Consider the following 26,250-nt stretch of genomic DNA (forward strand, 5'->3'; position numbering starts at 1 on the left):
TGTAAATCTATATATTTCATACGTTATTTTAGGGAATTTGTTTCAACAAAAAAAGCCCAAAGGCGGCCGGAGCGCGTCTTTCCGGCAATCCTTCGCCCTGAAAACAAAAGGAGCCGGTCCCCAAAAAACGGAACGGCCCCTATCATATGTTTACAACGACATCCGGTAAATTTCCACCACGTCCTGCTTATTGAGCAATGCGAACCGGCCGAACGGACCGAATTTGACCGCCTTGTCGGCCATGACCTCAAGTTTGCTGCCGTCGATGCCGTAATCCGCCAGCCGGCTTGGCGCGCCGATTGAATTCCAGAACGAACGAAGCACCTCGATGCCCTCCAGCGCTACGGCCTCGTCGCTTTTGCCCTCCGGATTTACGTTGAACACATTTACGGCCAGGCGTTTAAAGCGGGATAGGTCATGCTTCAGGTTGTATTTCATCCAGTTGGGGAACAGGATGGCGAGCCCCCCGCCATGCGGAATATCGTATACGGCCGACACGGCGTGTTCGATATTGTGGGTCGCCCAGTCGCCCGCATAGCCCATATTCAGCACGCCGTTCAGCGCCATCGTACCGCAAAGCAAAATCGTTTCCCGATGTTCGTAGCTTTCGAGATCGGCGATCAGTTGGGGCGCCGTTTCGATCACGGTGCGCAGCAGCGCCTCGCAAAAGCCGTCCTGCAGCAGGGTGTTGGTCGCTTGGTGGAAATAATGCTCCAGCACGTGCGACATCATGTCGACCATCCCGTAGACCGTCTGATCCAAAGGCACCGAAAACGTATTTTGCGGATCGAGGATCGAAAAAGCGGGATAGGCGAGCGGGCTGCCCCATCCTTGTTTTTCCTGCGTCGCTTCGTTCGTAATGACCGAGCCGCCGTTCATTTCGGAGCCGGTGGCGGCCATCGTCAGCACCGTTCCGAGCGGAAGCGCCGCCGTCGCCGAGGCCTTGCGATCTACGATATCCCACATGTCTCCGTCATATTTGGCGCCCACCGCAATCGCCTTGGAGCAGTCCAGCACGCTGCCTCCGCCGACGGCAAGCACCAGCTCGATGCCCTTCGTTTTGCACAGCTCGACCCCACGGTGAACCGTGGACAGCCGGGGATTCGGCTCCACGCCGGCCAGCTCCGTCACTTCGGCGCCGATTTCCCCCAAAATCGCCATCACTTTATCATATAGGCCGATGCGCTTGATGCTCCCGCCGCCATACACCAGCAGCACTTTTTTGCCGTAAGCCGGAACCTCGGTTTTTAAAGCTTCCAGCTGGTTTTTGCCGAAAATCAGCTTCGTCGGATTACGAAACACAAAATTGTCCATGCCAAGCTCCCTCCAACCTGTTTTATGTAGAAATTACGACCTTATTATACTTCCAACCGGAAAAAGAAAACAATGAAAAGAGGATCCGTGGTTAAGCTGTCTTGGGAATGACGCCACGAAGGAGGCACCGCGGGAAGCCGTCACATTGAGGGACCGGGCCTGCTCGGGAAAGGCCAGGCTGCCTGAGAAACCCACAGTGAAAAATAAGGGCAAAAAATGTCGTTATTCCGGCGATATCCGTCCATTTGAGAGAAATAGAGGGAATTTATGCCGCTATTTTGAAAGCCGACGGTCGATCGTTCCAGTAGCCGGCTAGCAAAGAGCCGATTTCGCCGAGGGGCTCAACCATAAAAATGGGAGCTGTCCCGAAGCCACATGCTTGCCCGGGACAGCCCCCTGATACATCTCTAAATAAACCTTATGCTACTGCTTCCGGTAACCCGCCGAGTAGACGAAGCGTTCAAAGGCCTCACGCCCGGCTTCCGTCGTCTTAAACACGCCGGCGTGCTCCAAAATTTGCGCGAACTTGCGCCCGACCTCGTCCCGCAGCAGCGCATCGGCCGCTTCTCGGGCCAGCGAGGTTCCGGCGCGGTCAACCAGTTCCTTCACCCAGCCGGCATGGACGGCCAGAGGGGCGTTCGGGTCGGTTACCGTCTGATCATACAACGCCTTGTCCCCGCACAGGATGCCGGCGATCTCCGTCAGCTCTTCCTTCAGCCGTCCCGGCAAAATCGCCAGGCCCATGACCTCGATCAAACCGATGTTTTCTTTTTTGATATGGTGCATTTCCCGGTGCGGATGGAAAATACCTTCCGGATGCCGCTCGTTCGTCCGGTTGTTCCGCAGCACGATATCGGCTTCGAAGCCGCCGTCCGCACTGCGCCGCACGATCGGAGTCACCGTATTGTGCGGTACGCTTTGCCCGTCCTGTTCGGTAAACGCGCAGATCTCGGCATTAGGATCGCTGTAGGCTTTCCACTTCTCGTACAGATCGTCCATCGCCTCCAGCAGCACGCCGGGGTCGCGGCCTTTCAGGCGCAGCACCGACATCGGCCATTTCACCATGCCGGCCGTTACGCCGGAAAACCCCGGATGGGCGAAAGCCGCTTCGATCGGCGCTTTTTCCAGCGGGAACGCATGGCGGCCCCCCTGAAAATGGTCATGGGTCAAAATCGAGCCGCCGACGATCGGCAAGTCCGCGTTGGAACCGATGAAGTAGTGCGGGAACAGCGCCGTAAAATCGAGCAGCCGTTTAAACGTATCCCGGGTCAGCTTCATCGGCACATGGTCGTGATGGAACACGATGCAGTGCTCGTTATAGTACACGTATGGCGAATACTGGAAAAACCACGGCTCCCCGTTCAATTCCAGCGGAATGACGCGCAGATTTTGCCGGGCTGGGTGGTTGAGCCTTCCCGCATAGCCGACGTTCTCGCGGCAAAGCTGGCATTTCGGATACACGGGTGGCGGCAGCAGCTTGGCCATGGCGATCTCTTGCGGATTTTTTTCCGGCTTGGACAGATTGATCGTAATCTCCATCTCGCCGTAAGGCGTAGACTGGGTCCAATAAATATTTTGCCGCACCCGGTCCATCCGGATGTAGTTGCTGTCCACCGACAGCTTGTAAAACGCGTTCGTCGCAGCGATGATCCCCTGTTCGCTTTCCGTTTTGCGAAAGGCGGCGATCGCTTCGGAAGGGCGCGGCATCAAGAGGCCCATAATCCTGGCGTCCAGCAGGTCGCGGTATGTCGCGGCATTTTCCGGGATCAGCCCGATGGCAAAGCCGTAATCGATCAAAATTTCCAGCGGCTCCTGCGGCCCGGGCAAAGGCTCTTCCGCCACCGCACCGGCAAACGGCTCGTCAAAAGAAAACAGCTCCAGCAGGCGGTTGCGCGAGTAATCCACGTCCCACCAATCGATCATGCCTTGCTCCAGCGCGTAATGGACCAGCCGTTCGATCGCGTGCAAAGCGTCCAGACGGTTTTTCTCTTCAACTCCCATCGCCTAACTCACCCCTTAGTTGTCGTTATAGCCGTCCGGGTGATTGCTGTGCCATGCCCAGGCGCTCTCGATGATGTCCTCCAGCTTGCCCCTTGAAGGCTGCCAGCCAAGCACGCTGCGCGCCTTGTCGGATGAGGCGATCAACACCGCCGGGTCGCCGGCGCGGCGCGGGCTGATAACGACCGGAAAATCGCGGCCGGTCACGCTTTTTACCGTTTCGATCACTTCTTTGACCGAAAAACCCTGTCCATTGCCGAGGTTGAACACCTCGCTCTCCCCGCCGCGCAGCAGGTGGTCGACCGCCCGCAGATGGGCGTCCGCCAAATCGCCGACATGGATATAGTCGCGGACGCAGGTGCCGTCCGGCGTATTGTAATCGTCCCCGAACACTTGGATCGACGGGCGCTGCCCCAAAGCCGCCTGAATAATGAGCGGGATCAGATGGCTTTCCGGGCGGTGGTCTTCGCCGATTTTCCCGCTTTCGTGGGCCCCGGCCGCGTTAAAGTACCGCAGCGAAACGTATTTGATCCCGAGCACTTGGTCGAACCAGGCCATCATCCGCTCCATCGTCAGTTTCGTTTCGCCGTACACGTTGGTCGGCTGGGTTTTGTCGCTTTCTTCGATCGGCACTTTTTCCGGTTCGCCGTAGGTCGCCGCCGTGGAAGAAAAGACGATTTTGCGCACGTTCGCCTGATTCATCGCATCTAGCAGGCACAGCGTGCCGTAAACGTTGTTGTCGAAATATTTGACCGGATCCTTCATGCTTTCCCCGACCAGGGAGTTCGCGGCAAAATGAATGACCGCCTCGATGTCGTTTTCGGAGAACAGCTTTTTCAGCAGCTCCTTGTCCCGCAAATCCCCTTCGTACAGCTTGCCGCCCAGCAAAGCTCCCCGGTGTCCGGTCTGCAGATTGTCGATGACGACAACCTCCTTGTCCTGATCCAGTAGCGCCGCCACCGTATGCGAGCCGATATAACCCGCTCCGCCCGTAACCAAAATCGCCATGATTAGTTCTCCCCTTTCATTTCATGCACACCATCGCCTACACCGCAAACGTAGAACTCGCCTTCGATGCCGGTCCGCTCCCGATAAGCTTTGCCGACCTCGGCCAGGAACCGTTCCACCGCGTCCTCATGCACAAGGGATACGGTGCAGCCGCCGAAACCGGCACCGGTCATCCGCGAGCCCAGCGTCCCCTCGATTTTGCGCGCTTCCTCCACCATCACATCCAGCTCCAGACAGCTGACTTCATACAGATCGCGCAGTGAATCGTGCGAAGCGTTCATCAGTTCGCCGAAGGCTTTCAGATCGTTTGCAGCCAGCGCATGGGCCGATTTCAGCACGCGCGCGTTTTCTTCCACAACGTGTTTGGCCCGGTTGAACAGCACCTCATCCTGAAAATCCCCCCGCCATGCGGTAAGTTGCTCCGGCTTCAGATGCGCCAGGTACTCCAGGCCGGGCTCGCGCTTCCGCAAAATCTCCAACGCCGCGTCGCACTGCGAACGCCGCTCGTTGTATTTTGAATCGACCAGCCCGCGCCGTTTTTTCGTATTGCTGATTACAAGCTTGTATGCCCCCGTCCGGAACGGAACGAGTTTATATTCCAGTGTATCGCACATCAGCAGGATTGCGTGGTCCTTCGCCCCGTTCGCCACCGCAAACTGATCCATAATCCCGCTGTTGACGCCGACATAACCGTTTTCGACCCGTTGGGATAAGCGGGCGATTTCCACTGTATCGGTTTCTTTTCCTTCCGCACTGAGCAGCGCGTAGGCCGTTACCACTTCGAGCGAAGCGGAGGAGGACAGGCCCGAACCGTTTGGGATTTCGCCTTGGAACAGCAGATCATAACCGCCGCTAAGCCGGGTGCCGAGTTTTTCCAATTCCAGGATAATGCCAACCGGGTAATCGATCCATTCGCCCGATTTCTCCTTGCCGAGCTCATCCAAATCAAGCTCCGCCGTATAAGGCAAATTCATGGAAGCAAATGACATTTTGCGGTCGGCGCGTTTGCGCAGCGCCAGCGTGGTGCCGAACTCGAGCGCCGCGGGAAATACGTATCCTCCGTTGTAGTCGATATGCTCGCCGATCAGGTTGACGCGTCCCGGCGCGTTGAAAATTCGCAGCATTTCCGTGCTTTCGCCGTATTTGGATATAAACAATTGTTCCATTTCCTGTTTTCTCATCAACGTACACCCCATCGTCAAAGAATCTGTACCTCTTGTTCCCAGTATAATGAAAACGCTCCGCTTTGATAATGCATCTTTGCGAGTTCTATATAGATAAATGTGACTTTTCCGGTTAAAATGGGGACAGGTATTAGAAGGAGAAGTCGATATAATGCAAAAAATCCAAGAAACCTACAGCGCGGCAGCCAATCCCGATATTTATGAATCCGGCGATCTGCACGTCCTGTTTGCAGGCGAAAGCCAAACCCGCGCCGATCACCGGCTGGGCCCCAAAGTATACGATTATTTTCTGCTGCACTTTGTCGAGAGCGGCAAAGGAAACTTCCGCACGGAATTCGCCGCCTTCGGCTTAAGCAAAGGAGACTGCTTCCTGATTCATCCGGAGCAGCTCGTCAGCTACGGCTCCGATCTGTCCGAGCCATGGCGCTACCGCTGGATCGCCTTTACCGGAGCCAAAGCCGCGGAGTTGGTCCGCCGGGCCGGCCTGACGCCCGAGCTTCCGGTGTTCCGCCACGGCGCGGACAGCAAAATTCCCGGGATTTTGCAAAACGTGCTGCAGGCTTTCCAAGCGAAAAAACCAAGCTCGCACTTGCTTTCGCTTGGCCTGCTGCATCTCTTGATGGCCGAGGCCCAGGAGGCGCTCGCGAAGGAATCGCCGCTCCCATCCGGCGAATCCGGGGTCCAGCGCATCGTCAAACAAATGATTCACTATATGACCAGCCAATATGCGCACCCGGTATCGATCGAGCAGATGTGCTCCTCCCTCGGCTACAACCGGGCGTATTTATCGCGCATTTTCAAAAAAGCGACCGGCTTGACCCCCGTGACCTATCTGCTGAAGCTGCGCATCGATAAATCCCGCCAGCTGCTGCGGGAGCGGCCGGAGCTGTCGATCGAGCAGATCGCCGCCTCCGTCGGGCTGACCGACCCGCTGTATTTCTCCCGGCAGTTCCGCCGCTTCCATCACGAATCGCCAAGCGAATACCGCAAGGCGGTTACAGGGCCGGTTCAGGCCGAACCCAAAAACGCCCCATCCTCTCATCCATGAAAAGATGGGGCTTGCCGCTAACGTAACCCAAGATGTCTGCTCACTTCGCCGAATACGGCGCCGATCGGTTCCGTGATCAGCAGATCGGCCCGCTGGTCGTAAGCGGTGGATGAGGCGTTGACGAGCACCGTTTTATCCCCGCGGAAATACGTGACTAAGTGAGCCGCGGGCTGTACCGTCAAAGACGTTCCTCCAATCAGCAGCAGATCGGCCGCAGCGATGGCGGACACCGCCGCATCGATGACCTCGTTATCCAAACTTTCTCCGTACAATACGACATCCGGCTTAATGATGCCGCCGCATTCGCAGCGGGGAACCGTGTCTTTTCCGCCCATGATTTCCTCCAGCGTGTAGCCGCGGCCGCAGGACATGCACGTATTGCGATGAATGGACCCATGCAGCTCCAGCACCTTGCGGCTGCCCGCCAGTTGATGCAAACCGTCGATGTTTTGCGTAATGACCGCATCCAGCTTGCCCGCGCGCTCCAGATCGGCAAGAAGGAGATGCGCCGGGTTCGGCCGGGCTTCGGGATGGAGCATTTTCGATTTGTAAAAGTCAAAAAACACCTCCGGGTGCCGGTCGAAAAAGCGGCGGCTCAAAATCTCCTCCGGGGAATAAGGCGATTCCTTCTCCGTTTGGTAGATGCCCGCCGCCGAACGGAAATCGGGAATCCCGCTTTCCGTAGAGATTCCGGCGCCGCCGAAAAACACGATACGGCCGCTTTCCTTCACCCAGGACGCCAGCCGCTCCGTTTGCGTTTCACTGTTCATCGAATTGAATTCCTCCTTAAATTTGATCGCGCCGCCTTAGCGCACCGAGAGCTCCCGGTATCCGGAAACAACCACGTCCGCATCCCGCAAATAGGTTGCCCCCGGCGGCGCCCCGTCCTCCGTCTCGGCCAGCCCGACGGTCAGCCTGACGCCAGCCCGCTTGCCCATTTGCATGTCGGCGTTGCTTTCGCCGATGACTACGGCCTCCGCCGGGGAAATGCCAAGCTCGCGGCAGGCCAAGAGCGCCATGTCCGGTCCGGGTTTCCCGCGCCCTACCCGGTCGCGGCCGACCACGCTGCCAAACCGCTCGCGCAGGCCCATCCATTCCAGATGTTCCAGCGCTTCAGCGGTCACATCGGAGGTGACCACCGCCAGCGCGAGCCCCGCCTCCCGGCAAGCGTCAAGGAACTCGCGCAGGCCCGCCATCGGCCTCGCCTCCCGCCGCCGCTTGAGCTCCGCCAGCGCAGCCGCATTGAACTCGCGAATCCGGTTCACCGCATCGTTCCAAGGAACCCCCGCGGCATAAAGCAGACCGGCCAAAAGAGCGGTGACCTCCTCCTCCGTGCCCATCGCGACCGGACCGGTGCGGTCGTACCCGATGACGCGGTTCGCCTCGTCCAGCCGCAGTCCGAGCAGCGCGCTTTTATTGAACAGGGCTCCGGCCCCCAGGGTCTCCAATTCCCGCTCTACGAACCCGGTTAGCGTCTCCGCCCAGCTTCCCCACAGCGCCATGAAATCGAGCAGCGTGCCGTCCTTGTCAAACAATATGCCCCGGCAGGAGACAAGGCGCCCCGCCGCCTGTATGTTCGCCATCCGCACCCCAACCTTTCCGGAAATCCATGGTGATATATTCCATTATACCATCTTGGCGCCGGGGTTCATCAGTTCGACATAATTGCAGCAAGTGACAGCGCTTTCGGTCGTGATTTTAATCACAAAGTTTTGCAAGCAAACATCGTACCTTAATACTTGAGTCATATATTTAAAATTTTGAGTTTTTAGCGGGAATGAGGAGGAGGCAAACGACATGACGGAAACCGGCATAACCCCTCGAGGCGAAACGTTTTTTCTAAACCTGCGCTTTCTGCTGATCGTCTGCGTGTTCGTCGGCAATGCCATCGAACCCCTGATGGGGCGGATCGGCGGCATGACCTGGCTTTACACGTGGATTTTTACTTTTCATATGCCTTTGTTCGTGTTCGTTACGGGGTATTTTGCCAAAGCGAATTTGCTTGGCGAAGCCGGACGCAAGGCCCTGTTTCAGATCGGGCTGCAATACGTCATCTTCCAAAGCCTTTATTCCTTGCTGGATGTTACGGTGTTTCACGTAGACGGCATTCACCGCTCCTTTTTCGCCCCGTATCTGCTGCTCTGGTTCCTGGCCAGCCATTTGGGCTGGCGTTTGATGCAGCTTATGCTGCGCAAATGGTCCGCGCTTTACCAGTTGGCCTTCTCCATCGCGCTGGCCGTGCTGGCCGGCTATCTGCCCGTGGACGGGAGCTGGCTGAGCCTGTCGCGGACGTTTGTCTACCTGCCTTTTTTTATCGCGGGATATCATTTTTCGTTTGAACGGATTGAACGTCTGCTCACCTTGAAAATCCGGCTTGCCGCCATCGCCTTGTCGCTTGCCTGGTTTGGCGCAATCGCCCTCGGCGGAGCGGATATCGCCCCCGGATGGCTGTACGGCAGCATGACCTACGGTCAGCTCGGGCATCCGGAATGGTATGCCGGCGTTTTCCGCTTGCTGCTTTATCCTCTGCAGCTGTTTGCGGGGATCGCTTTTTTGGGATTTGTTCCGGCAAAAAAGAGCAAAGTCACCGAAATGGGACGCCATACCCTTTACGTTTTCCTGCTGCACGGCTTTATCGTCCGCCTGGCGGCGGTTTCCCCGCTTTATGCCGGCGTGCGGAGCCTGCCTGCCGCCCTCGGCGTCGTGGCCGGGGCCGTGGCGCTGACATGGCTGCTCACCCGGCGTTGGGTGCGGATATGCAGTTCCCCGCTCATCGAGCCGCCGGTATCCTGGCTGCTGAAACTGGAACGCGGGGCCTCTCGCCAAATAGGCGCAACGGGCAAACATTTATAGGCCCACAGTCCGTTTTTTTGCTCATAACCGAGATCATGGCCTTATTTCCTTTCGAAATTCGTTTCAAAACGCAAATCTGTGGTAAATAAATCATACCATTTATTTACCAACCAGATTAGGAGGGATTTCATGGCAAGGAATGGAAGGAAAATGACTCGTGAGGAAGCCGGACGCTTGGGAGGTCTCGCCACCGCCAAAACCCATGGCAAACAATTTTACCAGGAGATCGGTCAAAAGGGAGGGGAGGCTACCTCCAAATCGCACAACAAGGAATTCTACCAGGAAATCGGCCAAAAAGGCGGCGAAGCCACCTCTCAAAAGCACGATAAAGAATTTTACCGTAACATCGGCCGCAAAGGCGGCGTTTCCCGCAGCAAAAGCTATTAAATGCTGCCATTCTCCGAAGTCCCCGAAAAAACTCGGGGATTTCTTGTTTTTTCTGGGGCAAATCCGGCTTTTCCTTCCTGCTGCTCCCTATGATCTCCGCTAGAAAAAGATAACTACTTGTGATAGACTTTAGAGAAAACCTTTAGCGGTGTAAAGTTACAAAATCACAATAAACCATCATGGGGGGGATAGGCATCATGACAGCCAAGAAAATGCGTTCTGACATGATCAAAAAAGGCTTCGACCGGGCGCCTCACCGCAGTTTGCTGCGAGCGGCGGGGGTCAAGGAAGAAGATTTCGGCAAACCGTTTATCGCGGTGTGCAACTCTTATATCGATATCGTTCCGGGGCACGTGCATCTGCAGGAATTCGGCAAAATCGTAAAAGAAGCCATCCGCGAGGCGGGCGGCGTTCCGTTTGAATTCAACACGATCGGCGTTGATGACGGTATTGCGATGGGGCATATCGGGATGCGCTACTCCTTGCCGAGCCGGGAAATCATCGCCGATTCCCTGGAAACCGTCGTTTCGGCGCACTGGTTTGACGGCATGGTCTGCATTCCGAACTGCGACAAAATTACGCCGGGCATGATGATGGGCGCGCTGCGCGTCAACATTCCGACCATCTTCGTCAGCGGCGGCCCGATGAAGGCCGGTGTGGACAGCAAAGGCCGCAAGCTTTCCCTGACCTCCGTTTTCGAAGGTGTAGGGGCTTACCAATCCGGAAAAATCGACGACAGCGAACTGCTGGAACTTGAACAGTACGGCTGTCCTACCTGCGGCTCCTGCTCCGGCATGTTCACCGCCAACTCGATGAACTGTCTGGCCGAAGCTCTTGGCCTGGCGCTTCCGGGCAACGGGACGATTCTGGCCGTTTCCGAAGAACGCCGCGATTTCGTGCGAAAGTCCGCGACCCAGCTGATGGAACTGATTAAGCTGGACCTTAAACCGCGCGATATCGTCACCAAGGAATCGATCGACAACGCGTTCGCCCTGGATATGGCGATGGGCGGTTCCACGAACACCGTCCTGCATACGCTCGCTTTGGCGCAAGAAGCCGGAGTCGATTACCCGCTGGAGCGCATCAACGAAGTGGCCAACCGCGTACCGCATATCGCCAAGCTGGCCCCGGCATCCGATATTTTTATCGAAGACGTGCAACGCGCCGGCGGCGTGAGCGCCGTGCTCCACGAACTGCTCAAGAAACCGGGAGCGATCTTCGGCGATCAAATCACCGTCACCGGGAAAACGATCGCGGAAAACGTTGAGGGATGCGAAATCCTCGACCAAAGTGTTATCCATCCGATCGACAAACCTTATTCGGAAAAAGGCGGCCTGGCAATCCTGTACGGCAACCTTGCTCCGGAAGGCTCGGTTATTAAAGTCGGCGCCGTGGATCCTTCCGTCGGCGGTTATCATAAAGGCCCCGCGATTTGCTTCGATTCCCAAGAGGAAGCTTTGGAAGGCATCGCCAACGGGAAAGTCAAAGAAGGCTCTGTTGTCGTCATCCGCTACGAAGGGCCAAAAGGCGGCCCGGGCATGCCGGAAATGCTCGCTCCGACGTCGCAGATCGTCGGGATGGGACTTGGCGCCAAAGTCGGCCTGATCACCGACGGCCGCTTCTCCGGCGCTTCCCGCGGCATCAGCATCGGCCACATTTCGCCGGAAGCCGCTGAAGGCGGTCCGATCGCTTTCGTGGAAGACGGCGATATTATCGAGCTGGATCTGAACAACCGCAAAATCGAACTTCATGTCAGCGAGGAAGAAATGACCCGCCGCAAAGCAAACTGGAAAGGCTTCGAGCCAAAGGTGAAAACCGGCTATCTGGCCCGTTATTCCAAGCTCGTCACCAACGCCAGCTCCGGCGGCGTTATGAAGATCTAATTGACCCTTTTTTACCGTTATTCCGCGGCCTGCACAACGAACGTTACCCCCGGTACTTCCTTCCACGAATTAAAGAGCCGTCCCGGAAGCAGCTTTAAGCTACTCGGGACGGCTCTTCTTTGTTTTTAACTGCAGGGCAACGTTGTCCGCAGCGTCGTCTCATCTTCCTCCGCCGCGGCGTGCTGCTCTTTGACCAAACGGTGGCGATGCGACCCGGAATCCATAAATCCGATCAAATGTTCAATCGGCATCACGATCAGCTTGGGAACCATCTCTTCAGCCTGCTGCTTTAACCTCGAACTCCCCTCCGGATGAATAACGCTCATCAATAATTTCAGATAAACCCGGGAGGAACGGGCAAACCAGCCTTTGGGCAAGTCCGTGACGATAAAGCCGAACTGCTCCGGTCCCCGGTTGATCATGCTTACCCCGTACAATGCCTTAACGCCGCTGAGCTCCGGATGAGCGGCTACATATTCCGCTAACCGGGGCAGCGATTTCTCCATGGCGCGGATCATTTGAATCGCAAGCTGAACCGATGATCTGGCACGTGTGCTGTACTGAAACAAGGTCTTATTATCCAAGTGAATTTCCAAAATCCGGTCCCCCTGCTGCAAAGACGTCCCGCCGCTCATGGCCACCGGTTTGCCATGATAGGTCGTTTCCCGAAAATGCAGGATCGGATTATGCTCGTCGGCGGTTTTAAGCTGAAAAACGAAATGGAACAATTTCTCCCACAAAAGCCACAACGCGACAACGCATCTTTTGAATCCGGATATGGATGCCGGCTTTTTCCGTCCGGTTTCCGTTCCTTTCGCTGGCTTGGCTTTTTTCATTTGGCGTGCAGCCTCCGTCTCTTGGATCATTTCATCGATCCGGATGCTTTGCAGGCCTCGCCGTTTCGCTTCCTGCAGCACCCGCTCCAGAGCTACCAACATTTCCCGCGGCGCATCGCTGTTTGCTCCTAACGTAGCGCCGCAATCGTGAAGCAGAAATATTTCTCCGCCGCGGAGCTTCCTCATCATTCGCTCCGTTAACCGATCCGCGCCGACCTTGACGCGCCAATCGCTAAACATGGCCGACCACAATACGATTTGCGTATTGCCCCGGCCCGCGAAATCGAACAAATTTACGATACCCCACGGCGGACGGTAATAATGGGAACGAACACCGGTGGCATCGTAAATGATTTTGTTCGTTTTTTGGATTTGTTTTTTTACGGCGGCAGGACCCATCAGCCAATTGGTTTTATGAACGTAATTGTGGGTCCCGATCAAATGTCCCTCTTCATGCATCCGTTTTAGCAGCTCGGGATACTTCTCCGCGTTCGTACCGACGACGAAAAAAGTGGCCTTGGCTCCTAAACGCTTCAACAAGTCAAGCAATTGCGGCGTATATCTCGGATCAGGGCCGTCATCGAAAGTCAGTGCGAATTGCTTCTCATTGCTTCCATGCTTGAATACGCGAAACCCGAAAATCCGGGTAATTAATCCGGGTATAAAAGCGTACAGCGTCGAAATGTAAAACAACCATAGCAGCAAAGTCTCCATATGCTTTCCCCACTTTTCTATGATCACTGACTTTGGCATGCTTTTTAGCATAGCATCTACATTATTTTATCATATCCCCTGCAGGTTTAGGCGTATTTTTTTGGGGAAAGCATAGGGAAGTTTTCGCGCCTTTGGCTTAAAGTGCGAGTTTAAAATGTCAGGTTTTCAGCGCCGAAAAACTTTACGAACCGCGTGCTGCCAGCAAGTCCATCGTCTTGCGGAACAACTCGGCCGCTTGATGCGCCGAACCTGCAGGACGGTTTTGGACCAGCACCGCCACGGTGTATTTGGGATGATCAATGGGCCCGTACCCGATAAACCATTGATGGTTTTTTTTCACGCCGTCTATCAGCACCTGGGCCGTACCGGATTTTCCGGCCAAGGGCCATTTGGCCCGGTTTAGCGAACGCCCAGTCCCTTCGGTCACTACCTGTCTCATCCAGGACAGCAGCGTGTCCGCGATACGGGGCGAAATTTGCCCGACAGAAGACGGCGCGGCTTGTACCGGGAATTCGGCCAGCAGCGAACCGTCCTTAAAACGGATTTCACTGACCAGCCGCGGCGCCGTCACCTGGCCCTGGTGCAGCAGCGTAACAACCAGATTGGCCGCCTGGAGCGGGGAGACAAGCACATCGCGCTGGCCGATGGCCGTCTGGGCAAGCACGCCTCCGTCCGCTTTCGACATATCGTTAAAAACGGCCCCCGCTTCTTCCTGATCGAGCTGTTTGAAATCGTCCCCGTCCAAAAAGCGAGCGGTCTGCCACCCTACCTGGCGGGCAAGCCCCAGCTTGGATGCCGTTTCCGCGATTCTTGCCGGACCCAACCTTTCACCGAGCGCAGCAAATACGACGTTGCAGGAGCGGGAATATCCCTCCTCCAGCGTGATCGTTCCGTGACCGCCTTCCTTCCAGCAGGACAGCCCGTATTTCCCATAGTGTCCGCTGCAATGGAAAGTTTCATGCGGGGAGGAAACATGTTCCTCCAGCGCCGCAGCCGCGATCACGGTTTTGAAGATCGACCCCGGAACTGCCGCTTTTACCGCATTGTTGGCCCAGTCCGGCTGCTTCGGGTTCACGTGACGCGGGTCGTAAAACGGCAAAGAAACCATCGCTACGATGTCCCCATTGGCCGCATCGAGAACGACGACGGCGCCTTCCTGTACGTTCATCCCGGCGGCAAGCTGCTCGATATCCCGTTGCAAACCTTCGTCCACCGTCGTCTTAATTTGCAAAGGATAGTACCGGCTGTTTTTCGCATTGATCCGCGTGCCCAAACCATCCAGCGGCCGTTTTTGCCCGTCTACCGTAAAAGCCGCCCTCACTCCGCCAATTCCCCGCAAATAGCGGTCAAACGTCTTTTCCAGCCCGGCCGCTCCAACCTGAAGCGTCATCGGCAAAGGGGCTCTCGGCTGATCCCGGCGCAGCCGGCGGATCACATCCGGGCGCTGAGCGACATAACCCAGCCATTGATTTCCGCGTTTCCCCGGATCATAACGCATTGCGTAAGGCAACACTTCCAGCCCTTCAAGCCGGGGCAGCCGGCTTGCCTCCGCTTCAGTCAGTTGAAGCGGCTCCTCCCCCTCCTTGGGCCAAACGTAAGGTTTCCGTAACTCCGCCCACGTTGACCGAAGCTCCGCAGGGGAAACCCCAAGCGAGGCCGCCAGCTTATTTAATGCTTCTCCGTCCGGGACGTCTTTAACGGGAAAAAGAATCGGAGACCAGGCCATCCGGCCGGTTAAAGGGAGACCGTTCCGATCGATGAAGCGGCCTCTGCCGGGGTCCAACTCGATGCTTTCCTCCCGCTGCCGGACGGCCAGTTCGTTGATCGTTTTGCCGCCTACGGTCGCCGCCCGGAAAGCGGAATCCGCTTGGATCCAGGCCATCCGCAAGGCAAACACGCCAAGCACGACAGTAAATAACAGCAAAATATAAAAAATGCGTTTTTTGCGCAATAATGACATGCTTCGCCCCCCTTGTCCCATATTATTTCCTGGGAAAAGCAGGTTCACACCCAGGGGCGGCCGCTTGAAATTGAAAAAGACAGTTTTGAGGAAATAATATGGGGGCAGGTTGGCTATCGGCGCTGTGTGAAATTGCGCATGCGGTTGCAGATTTGGAGTCGCATTCGCGCTCTCATTGGAAATAATCCAATAGATTACCGGAAATCGAACACCATTTTGAACTCTCATTGGAAAAAATCCAATAGAATTTGCTCTAACCGCCCGTTTTGCACTTCATTGAGCTTCGTCTATTGGAAAATATCCAATCAAGCAACTATATTTACCAGTAGTTTTCCAATTCTATTGTATATATCCAATGACAGTGCCAATACCTGATTCAACAGCTTATTGCTTGTTAAATCTGGCTCGGGATGATAGTTGTAAACATGTACAACTAGATTTCAACAAAGCAACAGGCTCTTTCTATTCTGTGGACGCTGCTCTAACGGACTCCAGCGACGTTATCCGTCCATTTCCCGGGTATTTCCCAGCCAAACGGATCCAGATGACGCTATTCCGCTCTAAACGAGTTTACCCGGGCCGATTCGAGGTAAATAACGTCATCTCCGTCCGTTACATTTTGCACACCTCAGTTTTTCCGCAGATAACGCCTCTGAGGTCCTTTAGCCTCCAAATCCTTCTCCTCCTCCCCTCTCAACCTGCGCATCGTCCTTAACCCCAGGAATTTTTATAAACTCTATAATGTTTAAAACAAAACAGCCCTGCAAATCCGCATTTCGATTTGCAGGGCTGTGTATGTGCTTTGGTTCAATATGCTCGTTTAAACCGTAAACTTGGACAGCGATTCTTTCAAGCCGGTCGATACGTTTTCCAGCTTGCTCGACAGTTGCACCAATTGATCGCCAACCGTCTGTTGCTCGCTGCTAAGCGAAGCCACTTCTTCGGAGGTGGCCGACGATTGCTGCGCTACGGCGCTGACGTTGCTCATCGCTTCCGACAGCACCGTCTGCGCCTCGTTCAGCTCGTCGATCGAAGACGTTACCGAATCAAGATGCCGCACGAAACCTTCCATTTGCTCTTGTACGGAAACGAAAATCTGACTGGTTTCCTGAACGGAGTTGGCTTGCTCCTGGAACAAGGGGCTTGCATCCGACAACGCTTTGACCGTTTCGTTCATTTCCTTTTGGATCGTATCGGTAATCTCCCCGACCATCGTAATGGATTGACGGGACTGCTCGGCCAGCTGGCGGATTTCGTCGGCGACAACCATGAACCCTTTGCCTGCCGCGCCTGCCCGGGCCGCTTCAATCGTCGCATTCAGGGACAAAATGTTCGTTTGCTGCGTAATGTTTTGCATCACGTCAAGCACCTTCATCACGGAATTGGTGCTTGCTTTCAAAGAATTGACTTTGTCGGTCAAGGCATTAACCATTTCTCCCGTGATATTCGTTTTTTCCAAAAGACCGTTCAAATATTCGGTACCCAATTGACTGGACTTCTCGACTTGCCGCGCCGATACTTCCATCTCTTTGTTGGTTTGAATCACGCGTTCCATTTGACGGGAAATGTTCTCCGTCAACTCGTTGCCGCGCTCGGCTTCGTTCGCCAGGCTGGTTGCCCCGTTGGCGATTTCCTCCGTCGCGATAGCGATCTCCTTGGCGGAAAGCGCCGTTTTGTTGGAGGCGTGCGTCAGTTCGGTAGCGGTATCAAGAACATCCTGAGCCGAGCTGTTCGTTTGCTTCACAAGCGAGGTGATATTTTCCATCATCACGTTAAAGCTGTCGGCCAATTGCCCGATTTCATCTTTAACCTTGAGCTCCAACCGGACGTTCAAATTCCCTTTCGAACCTTCCTCCATCAGGTTTTTCAATTTGCCCAGCGGATGCGCGATCATCCGCACCATCCAGACGCCAATCAAAATCGCAATAATAGCGACGCCAATCAGCGAGAAAATCGTAACCATCAAAATGGCGTTGGCGCTCTCGGTCAATTCTCCCGCGTCAACGGTACCGAGCAATTTCCAACCGGAGGATTGCTGCGTGTTGAACACCGCCAAAACGGTGTTTCCGTTTGCATCATCCGTCCGGAAGCTGCCGTAAGGCTCTTTCGCGGCGGCCTCGCCGAGTTTAAATTCCGATTCCTTGCCTTCATCTCCGGCCACCGACGAACCGACGACGATATTTTGGTCGTTCACCATTTGAAGCTTGGAGTTTTTGCCCAAATTCACTTCCTGCAGGTAACCGTTCAACACTTCCAGATTGATATCCGCGATCAAAATGAACCGCTTCATGCTGTTGACGCTTTGCACGGATCTCACGAGACGGAACACGGAGGAGCCCGCTTTTTGATCAGGCACGTTAATCCACATCGTTTTGGACGTTTTGGTCACGTCCTCGAACCACGGCTGCTCCCGTACCGTTCCCAGGAAAGCCGTATCGGCGCTCCCGGAAGTGACATCGTCAATGGCCTTGTCCGGGGAGAGCATATAAACGGCGGCAACGCCCGTAGTGGAAAATGTCAGCGTATTCAAACGAGTTCTCATTTTATTCGTTGCCGTGAACCGGTCATACTCGGAAACCCCCGATAGCGACGCGTCCATAATCGCACTCTGCATTTCGTCGTCCAGGAACATTTGCTGCAGATTCTCTTCGTATTTTTGCAAAACGATATCGAGCTTTTGGGATGTTTGCACAATCGTCTGCAAATTCGCCTGTTCGGCGTTGTCCTGGATCGTCGCCTTCGCCATCTGGGAAGACAAAATGCCGATCGTTAATACGAACACCATAATCGCCACGAAGAAAATCAAAAACAAACGTATGCCAACCGACTTGGATGGATTAACCTCTTTGGGCAGCTTATCCTTCAGCGAAACCGCCATCGCTTTCCAGTCAAATCCCGGCTTGCCGGTGTTCGCTTTTTTGGATTCCGTCCGCTGCCCCTTCTTGCTTTTCGCCTTTTTCTTGCTGTCGGCCTGTTGATCCTCGTTCTTTGGAACCAGACTCATGTTGATCACCCACCACTCATAATAGTTGCACCCTCAGGCAAAAATAGGCTTGAGGTCATGCCTTAATACTGCTGGTATGTATGACTTCCGTCAGTACTAGTTCGACAATAACTGACGTTCTCCTCTTTAATATCGGCTGGAAATGGACTGGATTTTAAATTTTCTTAACAAAAAAGTCCCGGAACGCAAAAAAGAGGCCTTTTGTCCTAGACAAAAACAGGCCCCAAAGCATATTGCATTTTTCTGTTATTTCTTCTTGCGCATCATGTCGAAGTAGGATACCGGATGCTCCACTTTTATTTTGATCCGCTGCAGCGGATGTCTTGCCGCATCCAATTCATTGCCGTTCTCGTCATAAATCGCCCCAACCGTCTGCTTGAAAAACGTCCCGCCCGGCCCGAAAAATTCGACTTCCTGCCCGGGTTTAAAGTGGTTGCGCTGCTGAATGACCGCCATGCCGGTCTGTTCGTCATATTCCATCACCAAACCGGCAAAATCGTAAGGCGCCGCTTTTTCTTCCGGTTCGTAAATATGATCTTCATGGTCCGGCGTATCGTAGAAGAACCCCGTATTCAGCGGGCGATTCGCCGCTTTGTTAATCTCCTCCACCCACTCCGGCTTCAGCTCATAGTTATCGGGATCGGCCATATAAGCGTCGATCGCCTGGCGGTAAACGTTCACGACCGTGGCTACATAGTGGATCGATTTCATCCGTCCTTCGATTTTAAAGCTGTCCACCCCGGCATCGATCAAATCCGGGATATGCCCGATCATGCACAAATCTTTCGATCCCATCGTAAACGCGTTGTCGTTTTCTTCGAACAAAGGCAATTGGGTCACGCCCAGACGGAACTGCTGCAGCACCTGGCTGTCCCGTGCCTCCTCCTCGGAAACCCAGGCGGCTTCCGGACGGCCGTCCTCAAACAAATCGTATTTCCAGCGGCACGACTGGCAGCAGCCCCCGCGGTTGGAGTCGCGGTCGGTAAAATGGTTCGACAGCACGCAGCGGCCGGAGTAGGAGGAACACATCGCCCCGTGAATAAAAGCCTCCAGCTCGATGTCGACATGCTTTTTGATCTCCTCGATTTCGTGCAAACCGGTCTCCCGGCCAAGCACGACCCGGGGCAGGCCTTGTTCCTTCCAGAACTTGACCGCCTGCCAGTTGACCGTAGACTGCTGGGTGCTCAGGTGGACCTCCAGGCCGGGAACGACCCGCCGCGCCGTTTCGATAATGACCGGATCGGCCACGATGATGGCGGCGATACCGGCCTCGTACAAATTCCGCAAATACTCTTCAATGCCCTCCAGGTCCTCATTATGGGCATAAATATTGGTGGCCACGAACACTTTGGCCCCGTATTTCCCCGCGAACTCCACGCCTTCGCGCATTTCTTCAAAACTGAAATTATCCGCATTGGAACGAAGGCCGTATTTTTGCCCACCGATATACACGGCATCCGCTCCGTAATGAACGGCGAATTTCAGCTTCTCGAGATTGCCCGCCGGGGCGAGCAGCTCGGGTTTCGCCAGCCGGTAACGTTTCCCCGCATATTTCGGGATGTGTTTCTCCGCTGTCCGCATCTTCGTTCACCTCTTCGTTTGTTTTATTCAATACACCTGCTCTTTGTAAAAGAAACCAAAGGACAGCTCGCGCTCGGGGTCCTGCACGCGGCGGATGGCCTCGATCCAGGATTCGTCCAATTCGTAGCCGTCCGGATCGCGGAAATAAGCCTCGATCGCCTGGCGATACGCGGAGATGACCACCTCGTTATAAGCCGCCGGCTTCAGCAGCGTTTCGATCTTAAAGCTGTCGATGTCCGCCGCCATCAGCACATGCAGGTCCTCCAAAATGCAAATATCGTCCGAGCTCATGATATGCGTTCCGTTCCGGTCTTCATAGATCGGGAACTTCTCCTCGGGGCGTTCGGCTTCGATCAGGAACAAGCCGCGCCGCGGGCCCAGGTCGCTGCCGGGCTCCACCGGCCGCCCCTGATGATTCATATAGCTCTGGACCAGCCGGCGTTTGGAATGGTAAATGTTCGTCATCCCGTGCACCTGCACCTCCGCTTCAATCTGCAGCGAAGGGGACATGCCCGTAATCTCGTCCATATTCAGCTCGCGCGCCAAAACGACGCGGGACGCGCCTTTGGACCCCCAATAATTGGCGGTCGCGTAATTCGTCGAAGTCATTTCCGCGTTCCAGTGCAGCCCCAGCTCGGGCGCAACTTCGCGCACCGTCTGCAGCACCGCCGGATCGCCAAACTCCACCGCGTCGACGCCGCAATCGGCCAGCCGCTTCACATAATCGGGCAGATCCTCCAGCAGTTCGTTTGACATCAGGTTATTCACGCTTACGTAGATTTTGGCTCCCCGCCCATGTCCAAGGCGAACGGCCTCGGCAATTTCGTCAGGCGAAAAATCGCCGGGAAGCCGCATGCCGTATTTGGCTTCGCCAATAATAGCCGCGTCCGCTCCAGCCGCCAAATAACGCTCCAGCTCCTCCAGCGATCCTGCGGGAACGAGCAGCTCCGGTTTTTTCGTCATACAGTTACCACCCTTATTTTTCGGCCATAGCCTTGCTAGTCTCGATGTTTTTCAAATGCTCCGCGTACGTCTTGGCAAACAGATGCTCGCCGCTTCCGTCTTTTTTCGTCACGTAAAAAAGATATTCCGAAGCCGTCGGCGCCAGCGCCGCCTCGATCGACTTAAGGCTCGGCGCCGCGATCGGGCCGGGCGGCAGACCTTCGTAAAGATAAGTGTTATAAGGGCTGTCCACGCTTCGCAAATCGGAATTCAGCAGCCGCTCCTTCGGTTTGTCCAGCACGTACTGCACCGTCGCGTCAATCTCCAGCTTCATATGCTGCGCAAGCCGATTGTAGATGACGCCGGCCACGATGCTCCGCTCCCCGTCAACGACGACTTCCCGCTCCACCAGCGAGGCTACCGTCATCAGCTCGTTCAAGCTCAGCCCGCGCTGTTCCAGTTTTTTTCCGAAGTCCGGAATTTCGTTTAACCTTTTCTCCGTTTCCTGAAGCATACGCTCAGCGATATCCCGCTCGGTGCTGCCTTTTTTCAGCTCATAGGTTTCCGGGAACAGATATCCTTCCAGCCGATAAGTTAATTTGGCGTTTTGCGGAATATCCTTCAGCAGTTCACTGTTCAGCCCGGAAGCCTCCCCCGCCACCTTTAAAAAAGCGTCCTTGTCGACGGCGCCTTCTTCGCTCAGCTTATCGGCCATTTGCTTGACCGTAAACCCTTCGGGGATCGTAAACCGGACCATTTCCGCTTTTACGACATCGCCGCTGTTCAGCCTGGCAATAATTTCGTCGTACGTCGCTCCCGGCTTGAATTCATAGACCCCGGCTTGAAAACGGCCGCCTTCTGACTTCCATTTCAAGTAAAAGCGGAATAATAATGAATTTTTAATAAGTCCCTGTTCCTCCAGCGAATCCGCAATTTCGCCGGTGCCCGTTCCGGGCTCGATTGTTATTTTTACGGCCAGTTCCGACGCCTTGACAGGCTGCATGCCCGTATATACGTAAGCCCCCGCAGCACCTGCCGCGGCAATCACGAGCACGATCAATATGCTCAGCCATTTTAGCGCCTTTTTCAATTGCTCAACCCCTTTACAGCCAAAAAGAGCGGTTGTTAACCCGCCCTTCCCAGACCGTTCTTATCCGCTTAGTGCTTAGAACCTGGTTTTACGTTTCATTCCGGGAACGTCAATTCGTCATAAAGCTCGGATACGTTCTCCCACTCATCGTCGTCATCGATGGTAATGAGCTCCAAAGATCCGTCCGCCGCTTCCACGATTTTAAAAATCTCCGGTTCATCGTCCCGGCCGGCTTGTTCCGGCAGCAGAACGGCGTAGGCCGCCCCGGCCACGTCAAACTCCCGTTCGACCTTGTAGTAGGCCGCTTTGCCGGACTCTTCCTCCAGTTCCACAACCGGGCCGTAGGCGTCGCGCACGCGCGAAGACCAAACGACTTGATCCGCCGTGTACTCAGTCATGATCATCTTCTCCGTCGAACTCGTCGATCAGCGTGTTGAACGTCTCTTCCACGATCTCCCATTCTTCGTCGCTTTCAATCGTGAACAGCTTCAGATCATCGCCGTCTTCCTCGTAACGGAATGCGTATACCTCTTCGCCCTCTTCATCCTCGTTTTGATCGGAATCCAAAGGAACGACCATCATATACTTATTGTCGGAACCGTCAACTTCGAATTTCATAATCACTTCGAACTCTTCTTCATTTCCCTCTTCATCGGGAATATAAATAATTTCCGGTTCTTCTTCATTACCGATACGATCTTTAGACATGAGCGGGTCCTCCTCACAATTTACTCTTAGAGTCTAAATAATTTTGCAAAATCAAACTGGCGGCCATTTTGTCCACGACCCCTTTGCGCTTCTTTCTGCTGACGTCCGCCTCGAGCAGCGTCCGCTGCGCCGAGACGGTCGTTAGCCGCTCATCCCAAAGATGAACGGGCAGATTCAGCCTGCTCCGCAGGTTGTCGGCAAAAGCCTTGCATATTTCTCCACGGGGACCGATCGAGCCGTTCATGTTCTTGGGAAGTCCAACTACGAACTCTTCCACTTCATGCTGCTTCGCCAGCTCCGCGATCCGCTCGAATTCTCCGCCTTCCTTGCGGCGTTCGATCACTTCCACGCCTTGGGCGGTCCAACCAAACGCATCGCTGACGGCTACCCCGATACGGCGATCCCCGTAATCCAGACCCATAATTCTCATGCGTTGCTCCTTTAAAATACGTGTTCAAAAAAGTCGACTTTTCAGCACCGAGAAGGTTGGATGAAGTTAGGGACTGAGTAGCGGAGCGTAGGTGAGCCTACGTGAGCAACTGAAATGTTTCCGAAGGAAACATACTTCGGAAGCATATGCTAGGCCCGGCTGAATTCAAGATTCGACGCCGAATCCGCTTCTTGTCCTGCTTCGTGATCAAAAGTCGCTTTTTGAACTTTAACGGTGGCCGGCCATGTAATACCGAACCAACTCTTCAATCAATTCATCGCGCTCTTTCTTGCGCACTAAACTTCGCGCGTTGTTATGCCGCGGTATATACGCAGGATCCCCCGACAGCAAGTAACCGACGATCTGGTTGACCGGGTTGTATTCTTTCTCCTGCAGGGCTTCGTATACCGTTAAAAGAATTTCCTTGGCTGACGCCTCGTGCTCATCGCCCTTGACGTTAAACTTGACGGTTTTATCCATGGAGTCCATGATGACACCTCGCTTCTTCAGACATCCCTATATGATCGCAGCCGGCTTCCTCTTAGCCTAATCATACTATACCATATCATGGGTTCCTTAAGGAAATTTTCGGCAGTCCCCGTCAAATTTTTATCGCCGGATTCAGCCTTGAGATGCGATCAGTTGCTCAGCCAGCTTCAAGGCTTCGTCCAGCTTGCCGGCATCCTTCCCTCCGGCTTGGGCCATATCCGGCCGGCCGCCTCCGCCGCCGCCGCAAACCGCCGCGATTTCCTTGACGAGTTTGCCGGCGTGAAGTCCGCGTTCCACCGCTTCCTTCGGCACGGCTACGACAAAATTCACCTTGTCTTCCATCGGCGCGCCCAGCACGAGAACGGCGTCGGGGAGCTTGGCCTTCAGCTCGTCGGCCAGACCGCGCAGCGCCTCCATGCTGCCGGCTTGCACCTTGGCAGCGAGCAGGCGGGTATCGCCTACGCTGACGACTTTGCTGGTCAGTTCACCGGCTTCGATGACGCTAAGTTTGCTCTGCAGCGACTCGTTTTCCCGGCTTAACTCCTTCAATTGCTGATACAGACCCTCGATCCGCTTCGGCACGTCGCTTACGTTCGCTTTAAGCAGGCCGGCCGCTTGATTCAGCAGGTCCAGCTGGCTGTCCAGGAACAAGTAAGCGCCGCGTCCGGTCACCGCCTCGATCCGGCGCACACCGGAACCGATGCCGCTTTCGCTGACGATCTTGAACAGGCCGATTTCAGCCGAGTTGTTCACATGGCAGCCGCCGCACAGCTCCAGGCTGTAATCGCCGATCACCACGACGCGGACGATATCGCCGTATTTCTCGCCGAACAGCGCCATGGCGCCCATCGCTTTCGCTTCGTCGATCGGTTTGAGCAGCGTGCTGACCGGCAGCGCCTTCCAGATCTGCTCGTTGACGCGGCGTTCGATTTCAGCCAGTTCCTCCGTCGAAATGCTGCCGAGATGCGAGAAGTCAAAGCGCAGACGCTGCGGCTCGACGAGCGAGCCCGCTTGATTGACGTGTTCGCCCAGCGTTTCCTTCAGGGCCTTGTGGAGCAGGTGGGTGGCCGTATGGTTTTTGATCGTATGGGCCCGCTGCTCCTTGTCGACCGCCGCGGATACGCTCATGCCGACCCGCAGCTCCCCGGATTCCACCGTCACCTGATGCACATGCTGGCCGTGCGGCGCTTTGAACAAACCGTCCACTTTGGCACTGCCCGACTCGCCGCGGATGATCCCCTGGTCGCTCACCTGGCCGCCGCTTTCCGCGTAAAAAGGCGTAACTTCCAGGATGATCTGCCCCGTACTGCCGGAGGCGAGCGCGTCGACAAATGCATCGTCCGCGATAATAGCTACAATAGTAGTATTTACTTCAAGCTCATTATATCCAACGAACTCCGTTTTAGTCGTAAAATCCGCCAATACCCCGCCCTGCACTTTCATGCTGCCGCTATCGTGCCGGGCCGCCCGGGCGCGCTCGCGCTGCTCCTCCATCGCGGCTTCAAAACCTTCACGATCCACGCCAAGGCCTTGCTCCGCCGCGAAGTCTTCGGTCAAATCAAGCGGGAAGCCGAAGGTATCGTACAGCTTAAACGCATCCGCCCCGCCGATGAGCGTGCGGCCGGCCGCTTTCGCTTCGGCGCTGATTTCGGCCAAAATTGCCAGCCCGTCGCTGAGCGTTTCGTGGAAGCGCTCCTCTTCGTTATGAATGACTTTCTCGATAAACTCCCGTTTCGTCACGATGTCCGGATAATAGCTGCCCATAATTTCCCCAACGGTTTCCACCAGGCCGAACATAAACGGTTTGTCCATCCCGATCAGCTTGCCGTAGCGTACGGCCCGGCGCAGCAAGCGGCGGATGACGTAGCCGCGCCCTTCATTGGACGGCAACACGCCGTCGGCCACGGCGAAGGCCACCGTACGGATGTGGTCGGCGATCACTTTGAGCGCGACGTCGCTGTCTTCGGAAGCCTTGTACTGGATTCCGGCCATTGCCGCCGTCTTGGCGATAATCGGCTGGAACAGATCGGTGTCAAAGTTGGAGTCCACGTTTTGCAGAATCGACGCAAAGCGCTCCAAACCGGCGCCGGTATCGATGTTTTTGTTGGGCAGCGGCGTGTAGCTGCCGTCTTTGTTATGATTGAATTGCGAGAAGACGAGGTTCCATACCTCCAGGAAGCGTTCGTTTTCGCCGCCGGGATACATTTCCGGATCGGACAAATCGCCGTAAGCATCCCCCCGATCGTAGAAAATTTCGGTACACGGTCCGCAAGGGCCTTCGCCGATATCCCAGAAGTTGTCTTCCAGCTTGACGATCCGCTCCGCCGGGATGCCGATCTTCTCGTTCCACAGCTTGTACGCTTCTTCATCCTCGGGATAGACGGTTACCGACAGACGCTCCGGATCGAAGCCGATCCACTTGGGGTCCGTCAGGAATTCCCAGGCCCAGGTGATCGCCTCTTCCTTGAAGTAGTCGCCGATGGAGAAGTTGCCCAGCATCTCAAAAAACGTATGGTGCCGCCGCGTTTTGCCGACGTTTTCGATATCGTTCGTACGGATGCACTTTTGCGAGTTGGCCAGGCGCGGATTCTCCGGCTTCACCCGGCCGTCAAAATACGGCTTGAGCGGCGCCATGCCGGCGTTGATCCACAGCAGCGACGGGTCGTTATGCGGAACGAGCGAGGCGCTTGGTTCGATTTTGTGGCCTTTGCCGGCGAAAAACTCCAGCCATTTGGAACGGATTTCACTTGCTTTCATAGTTTTTAACCTCCTAGAGTTCGTATACAAATAAAGTGCGCAGCCCTGTTTCGATCACCGGCAA

Annotated in this window: 21 protein-coding genes; 4 read left to right on the plus strand and 17 right to left on the minus strand. The window is 55.2% G+C overall.

Annotation, left to right across the window (positions count from 1 at the left end):
• Positions 1 to 150: 150 nt before the first annotated feature.
• The 4 genes from EHV15_RS31990 to EHV15_RS32005 all read right to left on the minus strand — a co-directional run bounded on the left by EHV15_RS31990 (position 151) and on the right by EHV15_RS32005 (position 5,501).
• Positions 151 to 1,314 carry an iron-containing alcohol dehydrogenase gene (locus EHV15_RS31990; RefSeq protein ID WP_128634818.1) on the minus strand — a complete coding sequence of 388 codons (1,164 nt, stop codon included), beginning with the start codon at positions 1,312 to 1,314 and terminating at the stop codon, positions 151 to 153.
• A 423-nt stretch (positions 1,315 to 1,737) separates the two neighbouring features.
• Positions 1,738 to 3,315, minus strand: coding sequence for a UDP-glucose--hexose-1-phosphate uridylyltransferase (locus EHV15_RS31995; RefSeq protein ID WP_128634819.1), 1,578 nt, complete (start codon positions 3,313 to 3,315; stop codon positions 1,738 to 1,740).
• A gap of 15 nt (positions 3,316 to 3,330) precedes the next feature.
• On the minus strand, positions 3,331 to 4,320 hold the full coding sequence (gene galE, locus EHV15_RS32000; protein WP_128634820.1) for a UDP-glucose 4-epimerase GalE: 990 nt from the start codon (positions 4,318 to 4,320) through the stop codon (positions 3,331 to 3,333).
• Positions 4,321 to 4,322: 2 nt separating this feature from the next.
• Positions 4,323 to 5,501 (minus strand): galactokinase, encoded by a 1,179-nt coding sequence (locus EHV15_RS32005; RefSeq protein WP_128634821.1) that lies wholly within the window; start codon positions 5,499 to 5,501, stop codon positions 4,323 to 4,325.
• Between the two features lie 154 nt (positions 5,502 to 5,655).
• Between EHV15_RS32005 and EHV15_RS32010 the strand changes: the two genes are divergently transcribed.
• Entirely contained in the window at positions 5,656 to 6,552 is an 897-nt protein-coding gene (locus tag EHV15_RS32010; RefSeq protein WP_128634822.1) for an AraC family transcriptional regulator, read from the plus strand.
• Positions 6,553 to 6,569: 17 nt separating this feature from the next.
• Here EHV15_RS32010 and EHV15_RS32015 read toward each other — a convergent pair whose 3' ends face one another.
• On the minus strand, positions 6,570 to 7,322 hold the full coding sequence (locus EHV15_RS32015; RefSeq protein ID WP_128634823.1) for an NAD-dependent protein deacylase: 753 nt from the start codon (positions 7,320 to 7,322) through the stop codon (positions 6,570 to 6,572).
• Positions 7,323 to 7,358: 36 nt separating this feature from the next.
• Complete coding sequence (locus EHV15_RS32020; protein ID WP_128634824.1) at positions 7,359 to 8,135, minus strand: HAD family hydrolase; 777 nt, start codon at positions 8,133 to 8,135, stop codon at positions 7,359 to 7,361.
• Positions 8,136 to 8,349: 214 nt separating this feature from the next.
• Between EHV15_RS32020 and EHV15_RS32025 the strand changes: the two genes are divergently transcribed.
• From EHV15_RS32025 to ilvD, 3 genes are all read left to right on the plus strand, one after another.
• A complete protein-coding gene (locus EHV15_RS32025) occupies positions 8,350 to 9,405 on the plus strand; it encodes an acyltransferase family protein (protein ID WP_128634825.1) in 1,056 nt (351 codons plus the stop codon).
• A 129-nt stretch (positions 9,406 to 9,534) separates the two neighbouring features.
• Positions 9,535 to 9,792 carry a KGG domain-containing protein gene (locus EHV15_RS32030; RefSeq protein ID WP_128634826.1) on the plus strand — a complete coding sequence of 86 codons (258 nt, stop codon included), beginning with the start codon at positions 9,535 to 9,537 and terminating at the stop codon, positions 9,790 to 9,792.
• A gap of 197 nt (positions 9,793 to 9,989) precedes the next feature.
• Entirely contained in the window at positions 9,990 to 11,675 is a 1,686-nt protein-coding gene (gene ilvD, locus EHV15_RS32035; protein WP_128634827.1) for a dihydroxy-acid dehydratase, read from the plus strand.
• Between the two features lie 125 nt (positions 11,676 to 11,800).
• Here ilvD and EHV15_RS32040 read toward each other — a convergent pair whose 3' ends face one another.
• The 11 genes from EHV15_RS32040 to alaS all read right to left on the minus strand — a co-directional run bounded on the left by EHV15_RS32040 (position 11,801) and on the right by alaS (position 26,186).
• Positions 11,801 to 13,225, minus strand: a complete 1,425-nt coding sequence (locus EHV15_RS32040) for a polysaccharide deacetylase family protein (RefSeq protein WP_128634828.1) — start codon at positions 13,223 to 13,225, stop codon at positions 11,801 to 11,803.
• A gap of 181 nt (positions 13,226 to 13,406) precedes the next feature.
• Complete coding sequence (locus EHV15_RS32045; protein ID WP_128634829.1) at positions 13,407 to 15,185, minus strand: peptidoglycan D,D-transpeptidase FtsI family protein; 1,779 nt, start codon at positions 15,183 to 15,185, stop codon at positions 13,407 to 13,409.
• An 820-nt stretch (positions 15,186 to 16,005) separates the two neighbouring features.
• Positions 16,006 to 18,189, minus strand: a complete 2,184-nt coding sequence (locus tag EHV15_RS32050) for a methyl-accepting chemotaxis protein (protein ID WP_128634830.1) — start codon at positions 18,187 to 18,189, stop codon at positions 16,006 to 16,008.
• A gap of 246 nt (positions 18,190 to 18,435) precedes the next feature.
• Positions 18,436 to 19,770 (minus strand): peptidase U32 family protein, encoded by a 1,335-nt coding sequence (locus EHV15_RS32055; protein WP_128634831.1) that lies wholly within the window; start codon positions 19,768 to 19,770, stop codon positions 18,436 to 18,438.
• A 27-nt stretch (positions 19,771 to 19,797) separates the two neighbouring features.
• Entirely contained in the window at positions 19,798 to 20,733 is a 936-nt protein-coding gene (locus EHV15_RS32060; RefSeq protein WP_128634832.1) for a peptidase U32 family protein, read from the minus strand.
• 13 nt (positions 20,734 to 20,746) lie between these two features.
• Complete coding sequence (gene mltG / locus EHV15_RS32065) at positions 20,747 to 21,802, minus strand: endolytic transglycosylase MltG (protein ID WP_178076010.1); 1,056 nt, start codon at positions 21,800 to 21,802, stop codon at positions 20,747 to 20,749.
• 95 nt (positions 21,803 to 21,897) lie between these two features.
• Positions 21,898 to 22,200, minus strand: a complete 303-nt coding sequence (locus tag EHV15_RS32070; protein WP_128634833.1) for a DUF1292 domain-containing protein — start codon at positions 22,198 to 22,200, stop codon at positions 21,898 to 21,900.
• Positions 22,193 to 22,510: a DUF1292 domain-containing protein gene (locus EHV15_RS32075; RefSeq protein ID WP_128634834.1), complete on the minus strand. Its 318-nt coding sequence runs from the start codon at positions 22,508 to 22,510 to the stop codon at positions 22,193 to 22,195. Before EHV15_RS32075 ends, EHV15_RS32070 begins: the two co-directional genes overlap by 8 nt.
• 13 nt (positions 22,511 to 22,523) lie before the next feature.
• Positions 22,524 to 22,940 carry a Holliday junction resolvase RuvX gene (gene ruvX / locus EHV15_RS32080; RefSeq protein WP_128634835.1) on the minus strand — a complete coding sequence of 139 codons (417 nt, stop codon included), beginning with the start codon at positions 22,938 to 22,940 and terminating at the stop codon, positions 22,524 to 22,526.
• Positions 22,941 to 23,168: 228 nt separating this feature from the next.
• A complete protein-coding gene (locus EHV15_RS32085; protein WP_128634836.1) occupies positions 23,169 to 23,429 on the minus strand; it encodes an IreB family regulatory phosphoprotein in 261 nt (86 codons plus the stop codon).
• A 132-nt stretch (positions 23,430 to 23,561) separates the two neighbouring features.
• On the minus strand, positions 23,562 to 26,186 hold the full coding sequence (gene alaS, locus EHV15_RS32090) for an alanine--tRNA ligase (RefSeq protein ID WP_128634837.1): 2,625 nt from the start codon (positions 26,184 to 26,186) through the stop codon (positions 23,562 to 23,564).
• Positions 26,187 to 26,250: the final 64 nt, after the last annotated feature.

It is taken from the genome of Paenibacillus oralis (assembly GCF_003863965.1).
GTDB lineage: Bacteria > Bacillota > Bacilli > Paenibacillales > Paenibacillaceae > Fontibacillus > Fontibacillus oralis.

What these genes read in the sequence shown, in the direction of transcription:
- EHV15_RS31990 (WP_128634818.1), bottom strand. Translation starts at nt 1,314, where the DNA reads ATGGACAATTTTGTGTTTCGTAATCCGACGAAGCTGATTTTCGGCAAA.
- EHV15_RS31995 (WP_128634819.1), bottom strand. Translation starts at nt 3,315, where the DNA reads ATGGGAGTTGAAGAGAAAAACCGTCTGGACGCTTTGCACGCGATCGAA.
- galE (WP_128634820.1), bottom strand. Translation starts at nt 4,320, where the DNA reads ATGGCGATTTTGGTTACGGGCGGAGCGGGTTATATCGGCTCGCATACG.
- EHV15_RS32005 (WP_128634821.1), bottom strand. Translation starts at nt 5,501, where the DNA reads ATGAGAAAACAGGAAATGGAACAATTGTTTATATCCAAATACGGCGAA.
- EHV15_RS32010 (WP_128634822.1), top strand. Translation starts at nt 5,656, where the DNA reads ATGCAAAAAATCCAAGAAACCTACAGCGCGGCAGCCAATCCCGATATT.
- EHV15_RS32015 (WP_128634823.1), bottom strand. Translation starts at nt 7,322, where the DNA reads ATGAACAGTGAAACGCAAACGGAGCGGCTGGCGTCCTGGGTGAAGGAA.
- EHV15_RS32020 (WP_128634824.1), bottom strand. Translation starts at nt 8,135, where the DNA reads ATGGCGAACATACAGGCGGCGGGGCGCCTTGTCTCCTGCCGGGGCATA.
- EHV15_RS32025 (WP_128634825.1), top strand. Translation starts at nt 8,350, where the DNA reads ATGACGGAAACCGGCATAACCCCTCGAGGCGAAACGTTTTTTCTAAAC.
- EHV15_RS32030 (WP_128634826.1), top strand. Translation starts at nt 9,535, where the DNA reads ATGGCAAGGAATGGAAGGAAAATGACTCGTGAGGAAGCCGGACGCTTG.
- ilvD (WP_128634827.1), top strand. Translation starts at nt 9,990, where the DNA reads ATGACAGCCAAGAAAATGCGTTCTGACATGATCAAAAAAGGCTTCGAC.
- EHV15_RS32040 (WP_128634828.1), bottom strand. Translation starts at nt 13,225, where the DNA reads ATGGAGACTTTGCTGCTATGGTTGTTTTACATTTCGACGCTGTACGCT.
- EHV15_RS32045 (WP_128634829.1), bottom strand. Translation starts at nt 15,185, where the DNA reads ATGTCATTATTGCGCAAAAAACGCATTTTTTATATTTTGCTGTTATTT.
- EHV15_RS32050 (WP_128634830.1), bottom strand. Translation starts at nt 18,189, where the DNA reads ATGAGTCTGGTTCCAAAGAACGAGGATCAACAGGCCGACAGCAAGAAA.
- EHV15_RS32055 (WP_128634831.1), bottom strand. Translation starts at nt 19,770, where the DNA reads ATGCGGACAGCGGAGAAACACATCCCGAAATATGCGGGGAAACGTTAC.
- EHV15_RS32060 (WP_128634832.1), bottom strand. Translation starts at nt 20,733, where the DNA reads ATGACGAAAAAACCGGAGCTGCTCGTTCCCGCAGGATCGCTGGAGGAG.
- EHV15_RS32070 (WP_128634833.1), bottom strand. Translation starts at nt 22,200, where the DNA reads ATGACTGAGTACACGGCGGATCAAGTCGTTTGGTCTTCGCGCGTGCGC.
- EHV15_RS32075 (WP_128634834.1), bottom strand. Translation starts at nt 22,510, where the DNA reads ATGTCTAAAGATCGTATCGGTAATGAAGAAGAACCGGAAATTATTTAT.
- ruvX (WP_128634835.1), bottom strand. Translation starts at nt 22,940, where the DNA reads ATGAGAATTATGGGTCTGGATTACGGGGATCGCCGTATCGGGGTAGCC.
- EHV15_RS32085 (WP_128634836.1), bottom strand. Translation starts at nt 23,429, where the DNA reads ATGGACTCCATGGATAAAACCGTCAAGTTTAACGTCAAGGGCGATGAG.
- alaS (WP_128634837.1), bottom strand. Translation starts at nt 26,186, where the DNA reads ATGAAAGCAAGTGAAATCCGTTCCAAATGGCTGGAGTTTTTCGCCGGC.